Origin of the sequence: Bacillus sp. FJAT-27916 (assembly GCF_001183965.1) — a bacterium.
In the GTDB taxonomy this organism is placed as follows: Bacteria; Bacillota; Bacilli; order Bacillales; family Pradoshiaceae; genus Pradoshia.
The window spans coordinates 3,236,296-3,257,184 of the sequence record NZ_LFZV01000001.1; the positions used below are offsets into that span (position 1 = coordinate 3,236,296).

General features: G+C 42.0%; 25 protein-coding genes. 6 read left to right on the forward strand and 19 right to left on the reverse strand.

Features of this window, described 5'->3' with window-relative positions; all coding sequences use genetic code 11:
* Positions 1–29: 29 nt before the first annotated feature.
* The gene (locus AC622_RS15855) at positions 30–209 is read right to left on the reverse strand and encodes a hypothetical protein (protein ID WP_049671956.1); all 180 of its coding nucleotides are present in this window, start codon (positions 207–209) and stop codon (positions 30–32) included.
* A 103-nt stretch (positions 210–312) separates the two neighbouring features.
* On the reverse strand, positions 313–1,008 hold the full coding sequence (locus AC622_RS15860) for a Crp/Fnr family transcriptional regulator (RefSeq protein WP_049671957.1): 696 nt from the start codon (positions 1,006–1,008) through the stop codon (positions 313–315).
* A gap of 254 nt (positions 1,009–1,262) precedes the next feature.
* On the opposite strand from AC622_RS15860, the gene AC622_RS15865 reads away from it, so the two are divergent.
* From AC622_RS15865 to AC622_RS15870, 3 genes are all read left to right on the forward strand, one after another.
* Positions 1,263–2,447, forward strand: coding sequence for a NupC/NupG family nucleoside CNT transporter (locus tag AC622_RS15865; RefSeq protein ID WP_049671958.1), 1,185 nt, complete (start codon positions 1,263–1,265; stop codon positions 2,445–2,447).
* Positions 2,448–2,541: 94 nt separating this feature from the next.
* Positions 2,542–2,670, forward strand: a complete 129-nt coding sequence (locus AC622_RS20775) for a YpzI family protein (RefSeq protein ID WP_082197176.1) — start codon at positions 2,542–2,544, stop codon at positions 2,668–2,670.
* Entirely contained in the window at positions 2,660–3,070 is a 411-nt protein-coding gene (locus tag AC622_RS15870; RefSeq protein ID WP_082197177.1) for a putative ABC transporter permease, read from the forward strand. The genes AC622_RS20775 and AC622_RS15870 overlap by 11 nt, the downstream gene beginning before the upstream one ends.
* Before the next feature lie 37 nt (positions 3,071–3,107).
* Here the strand turns inward: AC622_RS15870 and AC622_RS15875 are convergent, their stop codons facing one another.
* From AC622_RS15875 to AC622_RS15905, 7 genes are all read right to left on the reverse strand, one after another.
* A complete protein-coding gene (locus AC622_RS15875; RefSeq protein ID WP_049671959.1) occupies positions 3,108–4,106 on the reverse strand; it encodes a BRCT domain-containing protein in 999 nt (332 codons plus the stop codon).
* 137 nt (positions 4,107–4,243) lie between these two features.
* Positions 4,244–4,474: a hypothetical protein gene (locus AC622_RS15880; RefSeq protein WP_049671960.1), complete on the reverse strand. Its 231-nt coding sequence runs from the start codon at positions 4,472–4,474 to the stop codon at positions 4,244–4,246.
* Between the two features lie 197 nt (positions 4,475–4,671).
* A complete protein-coding gene (locus AC622_RS15885) occupies positions 4,672–5,094 on the reverse strand; it encodes a VOC family protein (protein ID WP_049671961.1) in 423 nt (140 codons plus the stop codon).
* A gap of 103 nt (positions 5,095–5,197) precedes the next feature.
* A complete protein-coding gene (locus AC622_RS15890) occupies positions 5,198–7,333 on the reverse strand; it encodes a heavy metal translocating P-type ATPase (protein WP_049671962.1) in 2,136 nt (711 codons plus the stop codon).
* The gene (locus tag AC622_RS15895) at positions 7,311–7,694 is read right to left on the reverse strand and encodes an ArsR/SmtB family transcription factor (protein ID WP_049671963.1); all 384 of its coding nucleotides are present in this window, start codon (positions 7,692–7,694) and stop codon (positions 7,311–7,313) included. The genes AC622_RS15890 and AC622_RS15895 overlap by 23 nt, the downstream gene beginning before the upstream one ends.
* Positions 7,695–8,215: 521 nt before the next feature.
* Positions 8,216–9,763, reverse strand: coding sequence for a class I adenylate-forming enzyme family protein (locus tag AC622_RS15900; RefSeq protein ID WP_049673016.1), 1,548 nt, complete (start codon positions 9,761–9,763; stop codon positions 8,216–8,218).
* 13 nt (positions 9,764–9,776) lie between these two features.
* Positions 9,777–10,955 (reverse strand): acyl-CoA dehydrogenase family protein, encoded by a 1,179-nt coding sequence (locus AC622_RS15905; RefSeq protein ID WP_049671964.1) that lies wholly within the window; start codon positions 10,953–10,955, stop codon positions 9,777–9,779.
* Between the two features lie 331 nt (positions 10,956–11,286).
* On the opposite strand from AC622_RS15905, the gene AC622_RS15910 reads away from it, so the two are divergent.
* Complete coding sequence (locus AC622_RS15910; protein WP_049671965.1) at positions 11,287–11,625, forward strand: zinc ribbon domain-containing protein YjdM; 339 nt, start codon at positions 11,287–11,289, stop codon at positions 11,623–11,625.
* Between the two features lie 59 nt (positions 11,626–11,684).
* Here the strand turns inward: AC622_RS15910 and AC622_RS15915 are convergent, their stop codons facing one another.
* Both AC622_RS15915 and AC622_RS15920 read right to left on the reverse strand, forming a co-directional pair.
* Entirely contained in the window at positions 11,685–12,296 is a 612-nt protein-coding gene (locus AC622_RS15915; protein ID WP_231589545.1) for an MEDS domain-containing protein, read from the reverse strand.
* Positions 12,297–12,458: 162 nt separating this feature from the next.
* Positions 12,459–13,217: an SDR family oxidoreductase gene (locus AC622_RS15920; RefSeq protein ID WP_049671967.1), complete on the reverse strand. Its 759-nt coding sequence runs from the start codon at positions 13,215–13,217 to the stop codon at positions 12,459–12,461.
* A 184-nt stretch (positions 13,218–13,401) separates the two neighbouring features.
* On the opposite strand from AC622_RS15920, the gene AC622_RS15925 reads away from it, so the two are divergent.
* Positions 13,402–13,980 (forward strand): TetR/AcrR family transcriptional regulator, encoded by a 579-nt coding sequence (locus tag AC622_RS15925; protein ID WP_049671968.1) that lies wholly within the window; start codon positions 13,402–13,404, stop codon positions 13,978–13,980.
* A gap of 30 nt (positions 13,981–14,010) precedes the next feature.
* On the opposite strand, the gene AC622_RS15930 is transcribed toward AC622_RS15925, so the two are convergent.
* The 6 genes from AC622_RS15930 to AC622_RS15955 all read right to left on the reverse strand — a co-directional run bounded on the left by AC622_RS15930 (position 14,011) and on the right by AC622_RS15955 (position 18,543).
* The gene (locus AC622_RS15930) at positions 14,011–14,748 is read right to left on the reverse strand and encodes a DUF975 family protein (RefSeq protein ID WP_049671969.1); all 738 of its coding nucleotides are present in this window, start codon (positions 14,746–14,748) and stop codon (positions 14,011–14,013) included.
* Between the two features lie 187 nt (positions 14,749–14,935).
* A complete protein-coding gene (locus tag AC622_RS15935; RefSeq protein ID WP_082197178.1) occupies positions 14,936–15,652 on the reverse strand; it encodes a DsbA family oxidoreductase in 717 nt (238 codons plus the stop codon).
* Positions 15,653–15,736: 84 nt separating this feature from the next.
* Positions 15,737–16,519 (reverse strand): Cof-type HAD-IIB family hydrolase, encoded by a 783-nt coding sequence (locus AC622_RS15940; RefSeq protein ID WP_049671970.1) that lies wholly within the window; start codon positions 16,517–16,519, stop codon positions 15,737–15,739.
* Between the two features lie 29 nt (positions 16,520–16,548).
* A complete protein-coding gene (locus AC622_RS15945; RefSeq protein WP_049671971.1) occupies positions 16,549–17,508 on the reverse strand; it encodes a LacI family DNA-binding transcriptional regulator in 960 nt (319 codons plus the stop codon).
* 160 nt (positions 17,509–17,668) lie between these two features.
* Positions 17,669–18,013 (reverse strand): hypothetical protein, encoded by a 345-nt coding sequence (locus tag AC622_RS15950; protein ID WP_049671972.1) that lies wholly within the window; start codon positions 18,011–18,013, stop codon positions 17,669–17,671.
* 65 nt (positions 18,014–18,078) lie between these two features.
* Entirely contained in the window at positions 18,079–18,543 is a 465-nt protein-coding gene (locus AC622_RS15955; protein WP_049671973.1) for an NUDIX hydrolase, read from the reverse strand.
* Positions 18,544–18,703: 160 nt separating this feature from the next.
* Between AC622_RS15955 and AC622_RS15960 the strand changes: the two genes are divergently transcribed.
* Positions 18,704–18,925, forward strand: a complete 222-nt coding sequence (locus AC622_RS15960) for a hypothetical protein (protein WP_049671974.1) — start codon at positions 18,704–18,706, stop codon at positions 18,923–18,925.
* 96 nt (positions 18,926–19,021) lie between these two features.
* Here AC622_RS15960 and AC622_RS15965 read toward each other — a convergent pair whose 3' ends face one another.
* Together AC622_RS15965 and AC622_RS15970 are read right to left on the reverse strand one after the other, a co-directional pair.
* Positions 19,022–19,756 (reverse strand): glucose 1-dehydrogenase, encoded by a 735-nt coding sequence (locus tag AC622_RS15965; RefSeq protein WP_049671975.1) that lies wholly within the window; start codon positions 19,754–19,756, stop codon positions 19,022–19,024.
* 264 nt (positions 19,757–20,020) lie between these two features.
* Positions 20,021–20,815, reverse strand: a complete 795-nt coding sequence (locus AC622_RS15970; RefSeq protein WP_331456716.1) for an acetamidase/formamidase family protein — start codon at positions 20,813–20,815, stop codon at positions 20,021–20,023.
* Positions 20,816–20,889: the final 74 nt, after the last annotated feature.

Here is a 20,889-nt window from a genome sequence, read left to right on the forward strand (position 1 = left end):
CTTCTCACATCCTTATGAGACGCATTGGGTCACCCAAGCGTCTCCAGTCTTTTTTTCGTATCTTCACGAATATCACTAATCATCCGCATGGCATCCCGATAGGTCCTCGCGTCTTCTGCATTGTCGGCACGCTCTGCTTCCTTCTGCAGCCCTGTCTCAATTGCCTTTAATTTGGCCAGACAAATGCTCAACTCATATTTCAATGTCATATCAAGGCTCCTTTGTCATTTAGTATGGAACGGATTGATTAAGCTATTCATCATAAAAAACAGCATACAAAAAAAGCCCTCCTATGCTAGGAGAGCTTTCCACTTATTCATATATATTATGTTCAGCAATTCTTGCCAAAGCATCCATGTCTTTCACGAATAATTTTCCGCCGGTCCGGTCAATAACACCGTCCATACATAATTTCTTGAGTACCCTGTTCAAATGACGATAGCTCGTACCAATCATATCAGCAATATCTGTCAGACTGGATCCATGAGTAATGTCATGAAAAAAGGACTTATCTTCATACGGATTGGTGATGGACAATAAATAACTAGCTACCCTGACCTCCACTGGATATAGAAGATTAAAGGTTACAGCATTCGTTTTATCACTGAATTTCCTTGTGACTGCCTTAAGCATGAAATGAAGAAATGCGGGGTCATCCCCAATCTTTCTTCTGATTGTCTCATAGGATACCTTCAGAGCTTTGCAATCAGTGACCGCTTCCACCGTATGATGAACAATTGGATTATGCACATATTCGATATCTCCAATAATTTCCAAAGCCTTTTGAAAGCGGAGAATCAATCTCTTGTCATCTGAAGTCGCGGCATAAATCTTCACTTTCCCTTCGACAATCAGATACATATATTTCATTTCCTCGCCCTTCAAACATAGGATATCTCCTTTAGGGATATAAACCTGCTCGAAATCATCCTCATTCAAACCTGAAAATATCTTTTCTAATCCAAATTTCTCCAAGTATGACGAAATCTCTATTTCTGCTGCATTCATGCTGTCTATTCACCTATTCCTGCTTCACTAATTATAGTCAGTATAAAGGGAATACCCTCGAAGGGTAAACGGACAACTATTGCCAAATGAATTGCGTGACTTTTCATGTTAATTTTACTTTTTATAAATAGCTCCATATAGGACATATGTCCTTGTTCGACATCGGGGTTTGCCATTATTATTCATAAGGGCCATCAAACATGGACTTAAATGGCTTCAAATAAAATAAAGAAAATGAGAGGAAAGATACAACCGTGAGTGTAATTATATCATTAATTGGCATAATTCTTTTATTAGGTACTGCATACCTAATGTCAAATGATAAAAAGAACGTTAATGTCAAGGCTGTCGGTGTTATGTTCGTTATTCAAGCTGTGTTTACTTGGTTGCTTCTAGGTACATCAGGAGGCTTAAAGGTAATTGATGTCATTTCATCCGGCTTCAATAAATTATTAGGATATGCCACTGAAGGCGTTGACTTTGTTATTGGAGGCTGGATTCCTGAAGGTGGTTCACCTTTCTTCGTGAATGTCTTGCTGCCAGTTATTTTTACATCTGCATTATTATCCTTGTTAACTCACTTGAAAGTACTTCCATATTTAATTAAATACATTGGGGGTCTCATTTCTAAAGTAACTGGGTTACCCCAAATCGAGAGTTTCAATGCAGTCAATTCCATGTTCTTTGGTCAATCAGAGTCTATCCTTGCTATTAAATCATCCATTAACAACTTAAATAAAAATCGTTTGTTTATCGTTTCAACATCTGCTATGGCAAGTGTATCGGCTGCGCTTATCGCTTCATATATGACAATGCTTCCAGCTAAGTATGTATTGATTGCCGTAGTTCTAAACGTGTTCAGTGCTTTGATTCTTTCATCTATCATCGCTCCAGTAATCGTTTCAAAAGAAGAGAACGAAATTGTTATTGAAGACATGATTCATTCTAAAAACATCTTTGATGCCATCGGTATGGGCGCCCTTGATGGAGGTCGAGTTGTCCTTGTCGTAAGTGCAATGCTGATTGGGTATTTAAGTTTGCTTGCCTTATTAAATGGCATTTTTGACGGACTTATTGGCATCGACCTTACAACAATTGTAGGATACATCTTCTCTCCAATCGCCTTCTTAATGGGTGTTCCAGCGGATGAGATGCTTCAAGCAGGGTCAATTATGGGTACAAAATTAATCTCGAATGAGTTTGTTGCAATCCTTGACTTCCAACCAATTATGGGGGAACTTTCTGATAAAACAGTAAGTATCTTATCCACATTCTTAATGTCCTTCGCAAACTTCAGCTCAATTGGAATCGTCGCTGGCGCTGTACAAGCCGTCAACGGTTTCAAAGCAAAAGAAGTTAGCTCTTTCGGATTGAAAATGTTATTAGTTGCGACAATGGCTTCCATCTTGTCTGCAACACTTGTAGGTTTGTTCAACTAATATCTATTTATTAAGCTGGCGGGAATTTCCCGCCAGCTTTTTTTCATGAAAAGGACATAACAAGGTTACCCTACAAACAAAAGAGGTGAGAACAATGGGCAAAGACAGACAAGAGAAAAAACTGTGGTCTTCGAAAAGAGTAGAATCTGACCGTGATCAAGCATTAAATAAAAAAGGAGCCACAAGGCTCGACACACCGGAAGAAGCACGTGATGATCAATAAACTGTTTCAAAGCATACTATTCATGATCATCGGCGGCAGTGCTTATATGGGCATCGAATGGCTTTGGAGGGGATACTCACATTGGTCTATGGGGGTACTAGGCGGCATTTGCTTCATCATTGTCGGAAGCATGCACATCTTACGGCTCCCTCTACTCGGCCAAGCTATCGCAGGCTGCCTGATGATTACACTGCTAGAGCTCATCACAGGCCTCATTCTGAATGTATGGCTTCAATGGGGGATTTGGGATTACAGCCACCTTCCTTACAATCTATTCGGGCAAATCTGTTTACGATATGCCTTTCTTTGGCTGCCTTTATCATTGGCCGCCATCCCGCTTTATCACGAGCTGCGCTGCCTGCTTTTCCGCCTGGAAAGACCAAAATACCGCATCATTTAAAATAGGAGTCTTTAATCGGCTAGCCGATCAAAGACTCCTACTCCACACAAAAAGTCTCCTTGAATTGTTCTTCCGTCATAATGGGAATACCCAGCTTTATCGCTTTCTGATATTTTGTCGTTCCAACTCCATTCTTACCCATTAACAAAAAATCAACCGTCTTTGTCACTGTGCCGGCCAAAGTTCCTCCCAAAGCTTCTATATCCTTTCTGAAATCATATCTTCTCTTAGACAATACGCCTGTAATGACAACCGTTTTGCCATCTAATCGGCTTTTGCCAAGAAAAGGATTGTATAGAAGTTCCTTTCCTCCAGTCTGAAGAAGCACTCCTTCTATCTCGTAGCCTGTATCATAAGCTAACAATGCCTCACACTCAGGGATAATCTCCTGAAAGGTATCAACAGTATATACACGATGGTATGGAACAAGAAAACCAAGCTTCCTAAGAAACGGCAGCTCCACACAGGCAGAATGGCCCCATTTCACCATGAGCCTTCTATTCTGCCGTATCTCTCGATTGCTCTCATCATTTAGCAAATCGGCCTCTGGATGTTTCTCTTGAAAAGATGCCGTAAAAAATAAACAGCCCTTCACCGACAACGGCTCTTCAAAGGCAATAAAACGCGGCACATCAAAGCTTAATGCGAGTTGGGAAGTAATCTCCTTCACTCCCATCAATTCATCAGCCATACAAGCATATTGAAAACATCCCTGTTCATAATGCAGTTCTGCCTCTATTCCTTTTGGCAGCAGCTGCATTATGACCGGCTCGTTTATAGACGTTAACTCATTCAAGAGCACCTCTTGTTCTTGGATTAAAAAAGGGGGGTTATTCTCAGAATAAATCATCTCTCCGGTAAATCGCCTCATGTCCTTTTCGGCTGGTGAATCATCAAGAATAAACTCAGGATAGGATTTCTCCCATTTAGCGAGCTCTTGGTTCAATCTGATATAAGCTGCATCCATAGGGCTGCTTGCCTTCATCTGTTCCCGTATGCTGAATATCCGCCCCTTTATCTCCTTCATTCGTTCCATAAAATCTATATCCTCATTTCAACATAGTGTTTATCTTATTGTACAAGGAAAAGGAATGGATACAGCCTAATAAAAATTGGCAGGAAACAAAGACAGACAGATTAGCCCCATCTAAAAGAGCCCATCTGCCTGTCATCTCACGAGATATATTCACCATCCGGCGTTGGTTTCATCTTCACTAAATAGTATAGCTGCACAAACACTAAAATCCCATTCAACAGCCATATACTCAAGGCATCAATCGACATCCCGTAAATAACAAACAAAACCGCTCCAAAAATATTGACCATCCGAATCTTCCGTTCGCCTGTTAATACAAACGAGAGCAGCACCAATATTCCTGCAAGGATTCCAATTAATTCGACCATTCTCGATTGCCTCCCTCTCTATGTGAGCATATGAATATCAGGGCATAAGGCCCCCTTAAGTTATGTTTAATGTCGCCTATCAGCCATAAACTATACATTCTAGATTATGAACTCGGTCCTTAATATATAGCTGGCTAAAGCATTCCATTCTGTCGCACAAAAAGGGACGCAGATCGCCCGCGTCCCGATTAAAGTATTCATTCGTTACTCAATAATGGTGTTTTTCTATAGGCTGGGCTTAACTCACTCCACACGTCGAAAAGATTACCGTCCAGATCAGCAAAAACAAAATTTCTGCCAGCATGTCCCCTGTCCTCAATCTCACCGACAGGCATTTTCCGTCGGATGAAATCCTCCCGAAGATCCGTAAGCGCTCTCTCCCCATCAACTTCAAAGGTGAGGATAAAACGCTTTTCCCCATTAATATCAGTGAAATTTACGCTTTGTCCAGCACTTGCCTTCAACAGGAAGAAACTTAATCCTGCCAGATTTACAATGGCTTTTTCTTTATCAAGATACTTTAATTCAGCCCCAAGGTGATTAACATACCACTTCTGCGAACGGTCTGGATCTGTTACAGGAATATAGATTGTACCTACTCTGTTTAGTTTTTCGTTCATGCTTATTCATCCCCTTATTCTCTGTTCTACTATAATAATTCTCTCCTTTACTCAAATATTCCTTCCCATAAGTAAAAAAAATGAAGCAGTGGAAAAACCCGCTTCATTTCACTTTCACCCGTAATAATCGCATGCTATTAAGCGTTACAATCAAAGTCGCACCCATATCGGCAAAAATGGCAATCCAAAGGGTAAGCCAGCCTGGTATGACAAGAACTAGCGCCAATGCCTTTATAGCAAGTGAGAAGGTGATATTCTGTTTAATAATTTTGAGTGCTTTCCGGCTCAGCTTGATCGTGTAAGGAAGCTTATCAAGATCATCTGCCATTAAGGCAATGTCCGCAGTTTCAAGTGCTGTATCTGTTCCAGCTCCCCCCATGGCAACACCGACACTTGCGGCAGCTAAGGCGGGGGCATCATTAACACCATCGCCAATCATGGCCACATGTTCATAATCCTTTCGCAGGTCCTTGATAAAGTTTAATTTTTCTTCCGGAAGCAATTCAGCACGGACATCTGTTACACCAACTTGTTTAGCAACAGCCTCCGCCGTACGTGTATTATCACCAGTCAGCATGACCGTTTTTTCAATACCGGCTCGATGCAGCCTATCAATGGCCAATCCTGCCGATTCCCTTACACGGTCAGAAACGGCGATTAACAGCATAACTGCATCATCGGATGCCAAGATCATGACTGTCTTGCCTTCAGCTTGCAGTCCGCTGATTTGACTGTTTACTTCATCTGAAAGGAAAACGGACATCTTTTCCTTAAAGAGACCAGGACTGCCGACGTAATAACGGTTTCCGTTAATGACAGCAGAAATCCCCTTGCCTGTAATGGATTGCACATCATCTGTCTTATGAATATCGATATCCAGATTTAACGCTTTTGCTTTTTCGACAATTGCGGCAGCTAAGGGATGCGCAGAGCCTTTTTCGATTGCAGCCGCGATAGAAAGAGCTTGTTCTTCATCACTATCATAAGCAATAATATCTGTAACTGCCGGCTTGCCTTCTGTAAGTGTACCTGTCTTGTCAAACGCAATCACCTTTAAATGCCCTGCTTCCTCTAAATGAATGCCACCCTTAATGAGCACGCCGTTTCTTGCCGCATTGCCAATTGCTGTCACGACAGCGACCGGAGTAGAAACAATAAGCGCACACGGGCATCCGACTACCAATGCAGCGAGCCCTTGGTAAATCCATACACCCCACTCGCCGTCCATTAGGAGGGGCGGGACAATCATAATCAGAAAAGCTGCAGCCATAATAGCTGGTGTATAGTACTTCGCAAATTTATCCACAAAAGCCTGTGAAGGAGCTTTTTCTGCCTGCGCATCCTCAACTAATTGGATAATCTTCGCGATTGTTGTGTCTTCAACGCGTTTGGTAACCTCAATTTCCAATAATCCTTCTTCATTTAAGGTCCCAGCATAAACCTCATCCCCAACACTCTTATGGACGGCAATGCTTTCTCCGGTTATTGCTGCCTGGTTTAAAGAAGAGCTTCCCTTCTTCACCACTCCATCCATCGCAACCTTCTGTCCTGGTTTAACAATCATGACATCGTGAAGCTCAATATCATCAACTGGCAGGATCATTTCCTGATTCCCACGGCGGATTAGCGCCTCACTCGGCGCTAGATTCATTAGAAGCTCAATAGATTGACGCGCCTTATCCATGGAATAACGCTCCATCGCCTCACTGATGGCAAAGAGAATGACAACAATCCCTCCTTCTCTCCACTCTCCAATAATGGCAGCCCCGATAATCGCAATTGTCATCAGCGTATTCATATCAAAGATTAGCTTGCTTAAATTCTTCAATCCTGTCCAGAACAAGGAGGATCCGCCAAGGGCTATCGCGATGAAAAAGCCAATTGTTGGGTAGATATGCCCCTCACCATATTTAGCTGATAATACAAGGCTTATGAGTAAGATAAAGGCAGAAGCATATACCTTCCAATTCTCTTTCTGTTTCCAAAACGGTACACGTTCAATTCGTTTTTCTTTTTCATCCCTTATTTTCAGATGCTCAAATGCGCCTGCCCTTTCAATTTCCTCGACAGTGGCTGCTCCTTCTACATAAATCTTTGATGCGCCAAAATTGATTTTAGCATCTGTTACGCCATCGATATTCTTCACATTATCCTCAAATATCTTGGCACAGTTTGCACAGCTTAGCCCTTCGATTCGAAATGTTTTCCCTTTAGGATTATTTAGTTGATGCTCTGCCATTTTCCTTCACCTCTTTTTTATGCGCAAGCGCCACCATCATGATTTGCTTAATATGCTCATCATCCAACGAATAGAAGACAAGCTTCTTCTCTTTGCGGTACTTTACAATCCCTTGCTTATAGAGGTTCCTCAAATGGTGGGATGTATTCGCAACCGTTGCCCCAATAATATTGGAAAGGTCGCATACACATAATTCATCCTCACAGCAAAGTGCATAAACAATCTTTGCCCGATTCTCATCAGCAAGTGCCTTAAACAATTGCTTTACACCGGCTATATTCTCTTGCTGTATTTTCTGCTGTACTTGAATAACCTTCGGCTCACTATAACAATATATCTCACACGCATCCTTCTCGTTCATAAAATATCACTCATTTCATTCAAGCATCTATTTGATTATATGTATATTATATCATTGCTCGGCTTAGTCATTCAAATGTTTACTTGAATGTTAAAAAGTATAGAGGCTGGGAAAAAACGAAATAAATGATCCTCAGAAACGAATGGTTGTCACTTATTCTTCCAATTCAATAGCAGTTGGGAATATACGATCGTTCCATTCCGCAAAATGCACTCGCTTTCCGCGGGGAGGAAGGCTTGAGCCTCCTCGTCGCTTACGCCTGCAGGGTCTCAGCCTTTCCTCTACTTCCCGCTGGAGTCGAGTGCTTTTTGCTCCAGTCCACTAGTCACTAATAGTAGAAAGCCACAATCAATTCATGCATGAAAAACCACAAATAAAGACCCGAATAATTTGACGATAAATTTATTCCTTTATCGTCTAATTATTCGAGTCTATCACTGACTGAAATCCTTTTTTCCCAGCCTCTTTTCCTCTCTGAATAACTCCTATGTTTAGCATCCAAGAGGCTTGTTTCAGCACCTTTACTCTTTTGCGTAGTCCCCCTGCCGAAGCGCCGTCTTCAGGATCTTTCCAGAAGCATTTTTTGGCAAGGTCTCAATAAATTCTACATACCGAGGCTTTTTATAAGAAGAGACGCATAACCGGCAATGGTCAATTACATTTTGCTCTGATAATTCATATCCAGGCTTCAGGACAATAAAGGCTTTTACGCTTTCTCCCCAATCAGCATCCGGTACTCCGATAACGGCAGATTCTAAGACTGCTTCATGCTGATAGAGAGCTTCCTCAATTTCTTTTGGATAAATATTTTCGGCGCCGCTAATAATCATATCCTTCTTGCGATCAACGATATAGATGAAACCCTCCTCATCCATCCTGACCAAATCACCACTATGAAACCAGCCGCCCCTGAAGGCTTCCTTTGTTCCTTCCAGGTTGCGGTAATACTCTTTCATCATTGTCGGGCCCTGATAAACAATTTCTCCGACTTCTCCAATAGGTACATCGTTCATCTCTTCATCCACAATTCGTATCCGAACGTTGATTGACGGTCTCCCGACTGAATCAGTCTTTCGAAGCGTATCTTCACCAGTTAGGTAAGTGGTCGTCGGGCTCATCTCCGTTTGACCGAATGCTTCATTTAATTGAGCGTTTGGGAAGGCGTTCATGATTCCTTTCTTAATCTCAAGCGGGCAGATTGCACCTCCAATTGCACAGACCTTCATGGACGAGACATCATAATCGTTGAAGTTGGGCACTTGAAGCAGGAAATTCCACATCGAAGGCACAAGAAACATCGAATTGATGCCTTCTCTTTCAATCGTTTCAAGAATTTGTACAGGCTGATATTCACGCTGGATATGCATCGTTCCTTGCATCAAACATGTAATCGCAATATGGGCCAGTCCAGCTACATGAAATAAAGGCGGGACAATTAGAAGCTTTGTTCCCAAAGGCGAAGGGGAATGATACATTTTATTTTGTGCATTCATATAAAGGTTTTTATGACTTAGGACAACTCCCTTCGGCTTCCCCGTCGTGCCTGAGGTATAGATGATAACATGGGCGTCATCATCCCTGAGGTCCACAGGAAGCTCCGCCGCCATACCAATTTGATTGTAGGAAATCCAGCCTTTCGGCAAGCTTGCTGTACCATTGACAATATAATGCTCTACCATTGGCAGCTGCTCGCTGATAGAATGAATCATTTCTACATACTCCGCTTCTATAAAGAGCATCCGTGCCTCCGATTGATTGATAATAAAGATGAGCTCATTCGGCACAAGACGGAAATTAACAGGCACAAGCACCGTCCCGCTTAGGCTGGCACCAAAATAGACATCAATGAATTCAAGGTTATTCTTGAACAAGCAAGCAATATGATCACCCTTACGGATACCCTGTGATAGAATCCATCCAGCAGCAGAGCTAGCCTTTTTGAGTGTCTCCTCATAGGTCAACCGTTTCTCTTCAAAGACAAATGCCTCTTGCTTTGGCACATTGTGAGCCGCACATTTTAATGCCTCGCCGATTAATAATTGCTGACTGAGTGAGGAATATTCATTCATGGCTTTCACATCCTTATAGTCCCATTCTCTTTGCAATAATCACCTTCATTATTTCATTTGTGCCTGCAAAAATTGGAGAAACAGCAATATCACGGTATCGGCGCGCAATTTTATATTCCTCCATATATCCATACCCACCATGAAGCTGCATGCATTTCGGCGCATTTCTCCTCGCCATATCTGTGATCCACCACTTGGCCATTGAAACCTCTGTTTCAATTTGATCGCCATTGATATGCCGTGCAATTAACTGATTAAGGAAGTTCCTTCCGAGCTGAACCTCTGTTGCGATTTCAGCCAGAACGAATTGTGTGTTTTGAAATTTCGCTATTGACCTTCCAAATGCTTCCCGCTCCTTTACGTAGGAAAGCGTTAATTCCAGCATATCTTCAGCAGCCACTTGGCCCCCAATGGCTGCAAGCAGCCGTTCCTGCTGGAGATTCTCCATTAGGTATTTAAAGCCATCCCCTTCATTGCCAAGCAAATTCTCCGCTGGAACCCTGACATTCTCGAAGACGAGCTCTGCGGTATCCTGTGCATGCATTCCAACCTTGCGAAGCTTGCGCCCACGGGAGAAACCCGGAATATTCTTCTCAACAATCAGCAGGCTGATGCCTTTGTGAGCAGGCTTGATGTTCACATCTGTTTTACATGCGACTATAATAAGATCTGCATGTATTCCATTGGTGATGAATGTTTTCTGACCGTTGATGACATATTCATCGCCATCCTTCACAGCAGTTGTCTTAATGCCAGCCAAATCCGATCCTGTCCCAGGCTCCGTCATCGCAATCGCTGTGATGATTTCTCCGCTTACACAGCCAGGCAGGTATTTTTTCTTTTGCTTTTCTGTTCCGAAAGATTCGATATAAGGAACCATGATACCACTATGGGCACCAGGTCCTGCCATACCTCCGCCAATTCTTCCTGTTTCCTCGGACAGAATGGCAGAGAATCCAAAATCACCGCCTGCTCCGCCATATTCTTCACTGACAGAAGGGCATAGAAATCCATTTTCCCCCATCATCAGCCAGAATTCTCTCGGTACAAGCCGTTCTTCCTCCCACTGTTCGAAATAGGGCAGACATTCCTTTTCCAAGAACCTCCGCAAGGAATCACGAAACATCACATGCTCATCTGTATAATACGGCCGCTCTTTCTTCTGCTTGTCTGATACCGCTGCTTTTGCCATAGCATCTTCCTCCTTTTCTTTCTATACTCAGTCAAGAGACGTCATTCAATTATTTAAAGCCTCCTTCGGCTATTACCTAAGATAAATGCAATATTCATGCCAAAGTATAAACAAGGAAGAGTGCAGGACCCTCCTGCAGAGAGTTTCTTGATTTCCATACATTCCGCTATAAGTCTGTCTGATACTAAAACACTTGTGTATCCATTTTTTACATGCACTTGAAATATTGTCTTTCCGGAAAGACTATGACAGTATAAAGGCAGAGAAAACATAGAGAATGAAAGGCGGCATCGAATGCCGCTTGTCTCGAAACAGTAACGGAGGAATTACGATGGAAAACTTACCAAATTGCCCGAAATGCGGCTCAGAATACACATACGAAGACGGAAATATGCTTGTATGTCCGGTTTGCGCACATGAATGGACACTTGAATCCGAGGAAAGCAATGAAGATGTAAAAATCATCAAAGATGCAAACGGCAATGTTCTTAATGACGGTGACACTGTATCTGTCATTAAAGACTTGAAGGTAAAGGGCAGCTCCTCTGTCATCAAAATCGGCACGAAAGTGAAAAATATTCGTCTCGTTGACGGCGATCATGATATTGATTGCAAGATCGAAGGTTTTGGTGCTATGAAGCTCAAATCAGAATTCGTGAAGAAAATCTAAAAAAAACACCTGCCAGCAATCAAGCTGACAGGTGTTTTTTTACATCAATTATAAAACAATCATCCCTCTTTAAAGGTGCGGCTTGATTCATTTACTTGATCGTAAAGCTCGGACATAACGATATCATTATCCATCAAGACATAACCATGACACTTCATCAATCTATCTTCAAGCGTTTCAGGGAGACGGTCCTCGTCGTAAGAGCAGACTAAATATAAACCGAGTTCACTGACAATCTTATCTGCCTCACATTCAAATTCTTCAAGAATCGGGATAATCCCCTCCTGATGTCCCCACTCTACATGAGCCCATATCCTAAACGAAATTCTTTCATCAAAAAACGGCTGCAATGTTCTTGATAAATGGTCAAAGATAACAGCCGGCTGAAAACTGCCCGTTGAAACATAATAGCTGAAATTATTGATCATATGAATACAGCCAAGCTGCTCACTCGTCAATCTTCTCTTAAGTTCCGTACGGAGCTTCATCATAATCCGTTCACTTTCAATTAACAGCACATGATCCCCTTGTTCTAAGGCAGAATCAATAAAAGCGATTAAATTGCATAAGTACGTATCTTGTTCTTGAATTTTATAAAAAATGTGAACACCATTCTCTTCGTGAATCTTCTTGTTCAGCTTCGAGAATTTCCGTTTTAGCAGATTAATCACGTCCTTAATATCCATTAGGATATTTTTATAACAATAGTGTAACATTTCCAATTAGCAATATGTTCTTTTTCAAGGAAAAAGATTGAACATCCGGCAAATTTTCTTACACATAAAAAATGGATATACCCGTTGCAGGTATATCCATTTGAATCTATTTCATTCTTAATAGGCTGTCCATCCGCCGTCTACTGCCAAAACGGTACCATTCACAAAGCTTGAATCATCTGATCCAAGGAACAAAGCGGCTTGGGCAATTTCTTCTGGTTGGCCTGCACGAGGATTAATTCCCATACCTGCCTGCTGTCTAGATGCCCCAAATTTATCAATATTGGTCATGGAAGCCTGAATATTTGTCATAACAGCCCCCGGAGCAATTGCGTTGCAGCGGATTCCTTTTTGAGCGTACATATAGCCAGTATTTTTCGTAAAGCCGATAACAGCATGCTTAGAGGCTGTATAAGCTGCACCCGCTCTTCCTCCGTATAGACCTCCGGCAGATGCCACGTTTACAATGACACCGCTTTCTTTCTCAAGGAAAATTGGAATGACCTTTCTTGTCGCACGCATAACACTTGTCGTGTTAACGGCAAAGATACGTTCCCATCTATCATCAACAATATCCCCAGCTGGTTCAAATCCGTCCATGATTCCCGCATTATTCACAAGAATATCAACCGTTCCGTATTTATCTACTGCTGTATCTACAAGTGTCTGAATATCCTCTTCCACAGCTACATTTGTTTTGATCGCTAGAGCTTCCCCGCCTGCTGCCTTAATTTCTTCAACCGTTGCATTTGCTCCATCCAAATTCAAGTCAGAAACGACTACTTTTGCACCCTCTTTTGCATACAACATAGCGATTTGTTTCCCCATGCCTGATGCAGCGCCAGTAACTATTGCTACTTTCCCTTGAAGTTTCATCGTCGATTTCCCCTTTTCACATAAGTATACAAATGTTGAAAAATATACATCTGTCTCTTTTTAGTATAGAATTTAACCAAATAATCTTCAATATTCAAAAAACTCCTGTTTGTTGACTAATAGACAGAAGATATAATTTTGTTGATTATTTTTACAATTTTCTACAAAAGGAGGCATATTCTCTATGACTGTCGACAGAAGGGTTTCTAAATCAAAGCATGCATTAAAACAAGCTCTCATTACTTTAATGGATCAAAAGCCGTTTAAACGGATTACCATCTCAGAAATAGTTGAATTAGCCGATTTAAACCGGGGCACGTTCTACAAGCATTATCAAGACAAGGAAGATTTATTAAATGACTTGATTAATGATGTCTTTACAGATTTGACGGATTCCTATCGAGCGCCGTATCATAATCAATCAACCTTCTATTATGATCGTCTTAGTGCATCAGCTATCAAAATCTTTGATCATGTCGCCAAGTATTCGACCTTCTACACTATTGTCATCCACGATGATGCCCTTCCTGGTTTTCTGAACAAGATTGGCGAATTGCTCAAGGATTTATCCATCTCTGATCATATAAAGGATTTTGACGATCCTGTCATTGACCATGAGTTAATGGCAAGCTATCAATCTTATGCTATTTTGGGATTAATTGTTGAATGGGTGAAAGGAGGGTTTAAGTATACTCCCTCCTATATGGCTACCCAGCTGTTATACATCCTGGCAAAGGAATCTCCCATTAAGCCAAAAACATGAGGGCAGGGAAAACCCTGCCCCATGAAAGCCTCATTCCTCTGGTGTGACAACAGATGTAGTCACATATTTATCATAGAAAGCTGCGAGCGATGTTAAGATATATGGTGTTAAGTAAATATTTATCGCAAAGAATAAGGCAAGCCCAATCAACGCCAGTATCGTTCCACTCGCTATACCTATAGCCATGAGCCCGGCTGATTCCACAATCCCTGCTATACCTACTTGAGCGATCATCAAAACAATTCCAGCTCCGATAAGCACCCATGGAAGAATGACATATCCTATAAAGGATAAGATCAATTTAAACAAATCAAATTTCTTGCCGTACATCAATCGTTGGCTTTCCTTTATCGCTTCACTTGCGGTCATTTCCGGATGATCGCGCAGCACGAACATCGTCATCGAATAAGATAAACCTTTCACTATCCCAGGAATGATCAATAATAATGACCAGAGAAATGTATAAAGGTAAACAAGCAGCATGGCCGTCAATGTACGGACATAGTCTTTTCTAAAAGTGTCAAATAAATGGGAGTAGGTCAATGTTTCGCCTCTTTCCACATCCTGAAAGAACCATAATTGCCCTACAGACAATGGAACGGAAATAAAGAGCAAGAGAATCCAATAAACATAGTAGTAATCCTGCGCTAATGCATCAATAGCTGACGTAATTAAAGCAACGGTAAAGAAAACCCCAATTGCTAAACCCCAATGACCTTTTAGTTTATTTCTTGCAATCTGTCTATAATCCTTAGCAGCAAATTCCATCTTCCTTCCTCCTCCTTTCTATGGTATGATTATATATTAAAATAATTTTTTTATATTTTCAAATATAGTGTATCCTCTATAAAAATCATCTTTTAAAATAATATCAATATACTAATACCTTTTGGATATATGTAAAGCACACTACAAAAAAACCCGGAGATCCTGCCTCCGGGCCTATTACGGTCTCTTATTCCTTTTCTCCTACTTCGCAGCCATCACCTGTACAAACATCACCATTTGGTTCTATCTCGTATTCAGAAGGCAGATGATTTTCTTCCTTCCACACACGGTCAAGGGTTTCCTGGAACAACTCAAGCGGCTGTGCACCACTAATGGCATATTTGCGATTAAAGACAAAAAACGGAACCCCTCTGACTCCAAGGGTCTGTCCCTCCAGTTGATCGCGGCGCACTTCATCTAGATAGGCATCACTTGATAGAATCTGCTCTGCCTGTATACGATTTAATCCCGCTTCCTCTGCAAGCCGTAACAGATTTTCCTTCTTGCCGATGAATACTGACTCGGTAAAATGAGCCTTAAAAAGATGCTCTGTATAAGCCGATGCCAACCCTGCTGTTTCTGCATATTTCAGCAGGCGATGAGCATCAAGGGTATTTGTTTGTTTCATAGAATCAAATTGATAATCAAGGCCAACCGAAGCAGCATGTGCCTTCACACGCTCATTCATGGCTGAGGCTTCCTCGACTGAAACCCCCATTTTGCCAGCAAGCATTTCATGTACAGCAATTCTTTCGTCACTTACCACATCAGGATGCAATTCATAGCTTTTGTAAATAACCTCAATCTGTTCTTTATGGTTAAAAGCTTCAATTGCTTGGTCAAGCAGGCGTTTCCCAATATAACAAAACGGACAAATAAAGTCTGACCATATTTCTATCTTCATTTCGATATCCCACCTGTCTATCTAGCATTATCTGGTATCTACTCTCACAATAGTAGAGATATCAAAAAGAATCAATTGTTTAGCTTAAAGCAGCCCGACCATCTGAAGACCGTGCAGAATCCCCTCTTCATCAACCGGCTTTGTGATGTATTTTGCTACAGCCTTCACACGCTCTACAGCATTGCCCATGGCTACGCTATTTTCAATATGTGTGAGCATCTCGATATCGTTCAGTCCGTCTCCAAAGGCATATTGACGTTCTTTTGCAAAGCCCAGCCGTTCTGTTATTTTCTCAATTCCTCTCGCTTTGGAGCCTCCTTGTGGAAGAATATCTACAGAGAATGGGTGCCATCTAATGAAATCGAAATCCTTAAAGGTCTCCTCATAGAATCGTTCCTCACCCTCTGGACAAAAGAGAAGGGATTGATACAATTCCCTTCCCTGGTAGTAGTGCGGGTCATGGGTTGGAAAGACATCAAGCTTAAGCTCGCTGATGCTCTCTGTAATATAATTATGCTCTGGCGGAACATTTGCTTTCATGTCCTCATGGTCCATATAAACGATTGGATGCTCCCGCTCAAGCGCACTTTTCGTCAATTGTTCAAGTGCTGAGATCTTCAATGGATTCGCATAAATTACTTCATTCTGAAGAACGACATACTGTCCGTTATAGCTGACATATGTCTCAATTTCGAGTTCCCGGCGCAAGCTCTCAAACATGAACGGAGCTCGGCCCGTCGCAATCGCCACTTCATGTCCCTTCTCCTTCAATGCGAAGACAGCCTTCTTAGTCGAAAGCGGCAATTCCTTTTCATGGTCTAATAATGTGCCATCAATATCAAAAAATATTACACTTTTTTCTTTCATCCTTATTCCTACTTTCTACAGCGATTCTGTTAAACTGTCCCCCGTTCAATCAAGGATACAGTAATTTCCTTGCTGTCTATTTTTCCGCTTAGCGCTTGTTTAAACAGATTCTGTCCCATTTGCTCAAGCGGTATTTCCATTGTAGTGATATTCATCATCTGCGCAATCGGCTGATTATCAAATCCGATAATCGCCAAGTCGTCCGGCACCTTAATCTTTTCATGGTGACAACAAAGCATGATACCCGCAGCCACTTGATCACTAGTTGCAAGCAAGGCTGTCGGCGGCTCTGGCATGGACTGAATACACTCTATCACACGCCTGCCGTCCTCGAAATAAAGGCATTGGTCAATGATATAGTCAGGCCGATACGCCAATCCATGCTGACGGATAAAATCCTTATAAGCCTGTTCACGATCACGGCTGCTTGTTCCGTTCGTTCGGCTGATGGTGTAGCCGATTTTCCGGTGCCCTTTTTTATATAAATAATCCAAGGCAGCTGTAAAAGCAGCATAATGATTCACATAGGTCAAGGATACCCGCGGGTCATCCCGCTTCTCTGCTACAACAATTGGACCGTACTGCATATGCTCTTCAATGACGGACCATTCGCAACCCCTTGAGCAAATGATTAAGGAATCAATCTGCTTCGTCTTCAGCATTTGTAAAGCTTCCAGCTCAACCCGTTTTTGATAATTTGTTTGGTATAATACGAGCTTATAATTATGCTCAAGTGCCATACTGGCGATTCCTTTCAGAAGAAGCCCAAAATACGGATGGTCTGTATAAGGGAGAACCACGCCCATTGCTTGTGTTTTCCCTTTACTTAAGTGCACAGCGTTGATATTCGGATAATAATTCATTTCATCAATAGCTGCGAGCACAGCCTCCCTTTTCTGAGCGCTTACATAAGGGTGATTATTCAATACTCGAGAGACTGTTGTTACCGATACTCCGGCCCTTGCTGCCACATCTTTAATATTTGTCATGTTTATTCACCTGAATATGGTTATTGGCTTGGAATAAGTGTAAAGTATGAAACGCGTTTCATGTCAACGAAAGAAATAAAATAATTTTATGACCTGTGGAAAACAAAGAAGGCAAAGCAGAAACTGCTCGCCTGATAAAAGCCGTTTTGATTGATGCTGCTCAAGCCTTCAAAATGCTGATTTCCATATACTTAGCCACATCTCCAACCGTTTGGAAATTCTCAATTAGACTGGCTCGATTCATCGAATGCTCCGGCAGATGAAAATGCCTGTACATATGGTCCACCGCATGATAAAAGGCCTTTGAATCCATTCCATATAAATCTTGGATGGATGATTGAATAGAGAGCTCGCGCGCGTGCAGCTTCGCTGACGGAGGCATACAGTGAAGCAGCCATTTCATCGTGCCCATAAGCACATTGTATTCGAATTCATTCATCCCTAACTGCTTGCGATGCTGGCGTTTCAGCAAGCACATCTGAAAATCAATTATGTTATCATTCATATGGTGTACTCCCTCATAGATAGTCCTATCTATAAGGTTTGCAAAGCGAATACTCCTTATGCATCTTACCGGCTTAGATCCTGTTTAGACAAATATTCCTCAATAATCATCCGATGACTTTTCACCATTCGTTCAGGGAGCTGATCAGGATCAAAGAAACGAACCTGACAGGATTCTGTCAAATCCACCTTTAGTTCGCCCCTATAGCTGTCTGTATAGTAAGCACAGGTCACCATATAAAATTCATCTCCGTTCTCTGCCACCGCGAAATGCTCAGGACCAGAGTAGACATTCATCATCGTTAACGATTCTACCTCTAGGCCTGTTTCCTCCAAAACCTCTCTCTTAGCGGTATCCTCCGCACGTTCACCAAGCTCCATCAATCCGCCTGCTAATCCCCAAGTTCCTTTCGGGTAGACTCGCTCTTGAAGCAGGAGCCGGCCTCTTTCATCCAGAATCACGACCACACAGCCAACCAAAATCAGTGGTCGATGTCCAACCAGCTTCCTTATATCCTCTATATACCCCATACTCCCGCTCCTCCCTTATAAGACAAACTTATTAGAAAATCAAAAATTATGCGATAACTCACAAAGGATTTTCCTAGTCTAACAGGTTCGTTAGTTATACTGTATACGGCATAATTTGATGTTATCATACTTACATATTCAAGAATATGAGGTGCATAGAATGGAACAGCTAACAAAAGACAGCTTAAAGTATATGATTGATTTAGAAATTCTAAAAGCCGAAGAGGCAGTGAACTCCTCTAATACTATCAGAAACTATTCACGTAAACTTGTTGAATATAAGAAAGCAAAACAACTCAAACAGCTCGTTAACGAATTTGAAAAGGGCCAAGAGCATGTAATCGCCCTTCTTGAGGAAATTACAAACGAAGCTATTATATAAGCCATTATTCAAGATGCCTTCATGGCATCTTTTTTTGCAAACAAAAAAGGGCCCTCTGGATAAAAGACTTATCCGGAAAGACCCTATCATAAATGGTTACATGGCAGATAATCCGCCATCAACAATGAATTCTGAGCCAGTAGAATAGCCGGATTCATCAGATGCTAAATAGGTGACTAAATCCGTTACTTCTTCTGGTTTTGCTACACGTTTCAGCGGGATATGTTTAGCAAATTCCTTAATGACCCCCACGGCATCCCCTTGGGTCACCATTGGTGTTTCAATAACACCTGGATGGACGGAGTTTACACGGATGCCAAGGCCGGCCACTTGAAGGGCTGCCGCTTTCGTTAAACCACGAACCGCAAACTTCGTATCTGTGTACCCAATCGCTCCGCCGACGAGCCCATTCAAGGAGGAAATGTTCACGATAGAACCATTTCCTGTCTTCTGCATAGACGGAAGAATGTGCTTAATTCCCAAGAAGACGGACACTTGATTGATTTCCACAATTTTGCGGTATTCCTCTTCCGTAATATCAAAAATGTTCTTATTCATGCTGATGCCTGCATTATTAACGAGCACATTCACAGGACCGAATGCTTCTTCTGCTTCTTTAACGACATGTTCCCAATCAGCTGCTTTCGTCACATCTTGCTTAACAAATAACGCATTTTCCCCTAATTCATTTGCAAGAGCCATGCCGCCTTCCTCATTCAGATCTGTGATGACAACCTTTGCACCTTCTTTCACAAATCTACGAACATGAGAGGCCCCCATACCCCTTGCTCCTCCAGTAATGACAGCAACTTTTCCATCTAATCTGCCCATCATAATCCCTCCTATTTGTTCCAAAAGCGATACCGCTTTCACTATATATATACCACCTTTTTCTTATATCAAAATATTATATTTTTATGAACATTTTCCACATCCAATACAATAAAAAACAGGCCTGTCTCTTACAACACGCCTGCTCACATTTTCTATTAGAATAAATTAATTTCATATGAATGGAATACTCTCGCTGGGATGAAAAATCTAGCCGTCATCAAGGGATCGACAATCTGCGAAACTTTCACATGACCGCTGACACTAAGGCAGCATAGACAAGTCAGCTGCTGATAAACCTGTAAGCGGCCGCATGATATCAACAAAGCATTCCACAGCCTCTTTTGCCGCTTCATCCAGCGTCGGCTTGGAGACAATAATGGCAGCTCCATCTTCATTTACGACAATCGGATGAGGAATAGACCTTCCTTTCAGGATATCCAAGGTAACCGTTACCCTCCCGGCAACCTCTATTCCAGAAACCCCTATTTCTCCATCTCCCATGGCGGCATGTAAATCACCTAAACCAAAAAGGGCTCCCTCGTGAAAGACCGGTAAATAAAGCTCAGCTCCTTTGGTGATCAACGTGGTATCCATATTTCCACCATGCTCACCTGGTGTCCCGCATGAGACTCCCTCCTGCGCCGGAGCCACTCCAATGACGCCAATCATCGGATTGACCGGCAGTCTCAGCCGATCATTAAATACGTATGTATTGTCTACGATATCGACCTTCTTAACTGCGAACCCCTCCAGCCGATGCCCCATAACTCCAAGATTCTTGCCTGTCGCGATAATGCCTGTTGGTGCAATCTCCAAATCGTCTATCTTCACCTTCAGGATATCGCCCGCCTTAGCTTCCTCTATATAGATTGGGCCTGTGGCTGGATTGATATGATTCCAGTCAATTGCCTCATAGGCGGTCTCCTCCGAATCAATTTGACCTAGGAAACAATCGTGTGTTTCAATAACTACTTTCGCACCGGCCGATACCTTCAGGGCTGGCTTATGTTCTTTATCAAAGGAATAAATATAGTTCTGCTTTTCGAGTATAACCATGCCATTCCCTCTGTTCATTTTTTATAAGAAAATTCAGTAATTTTATCCATCATACTGAACTGAAAGAGAATTCA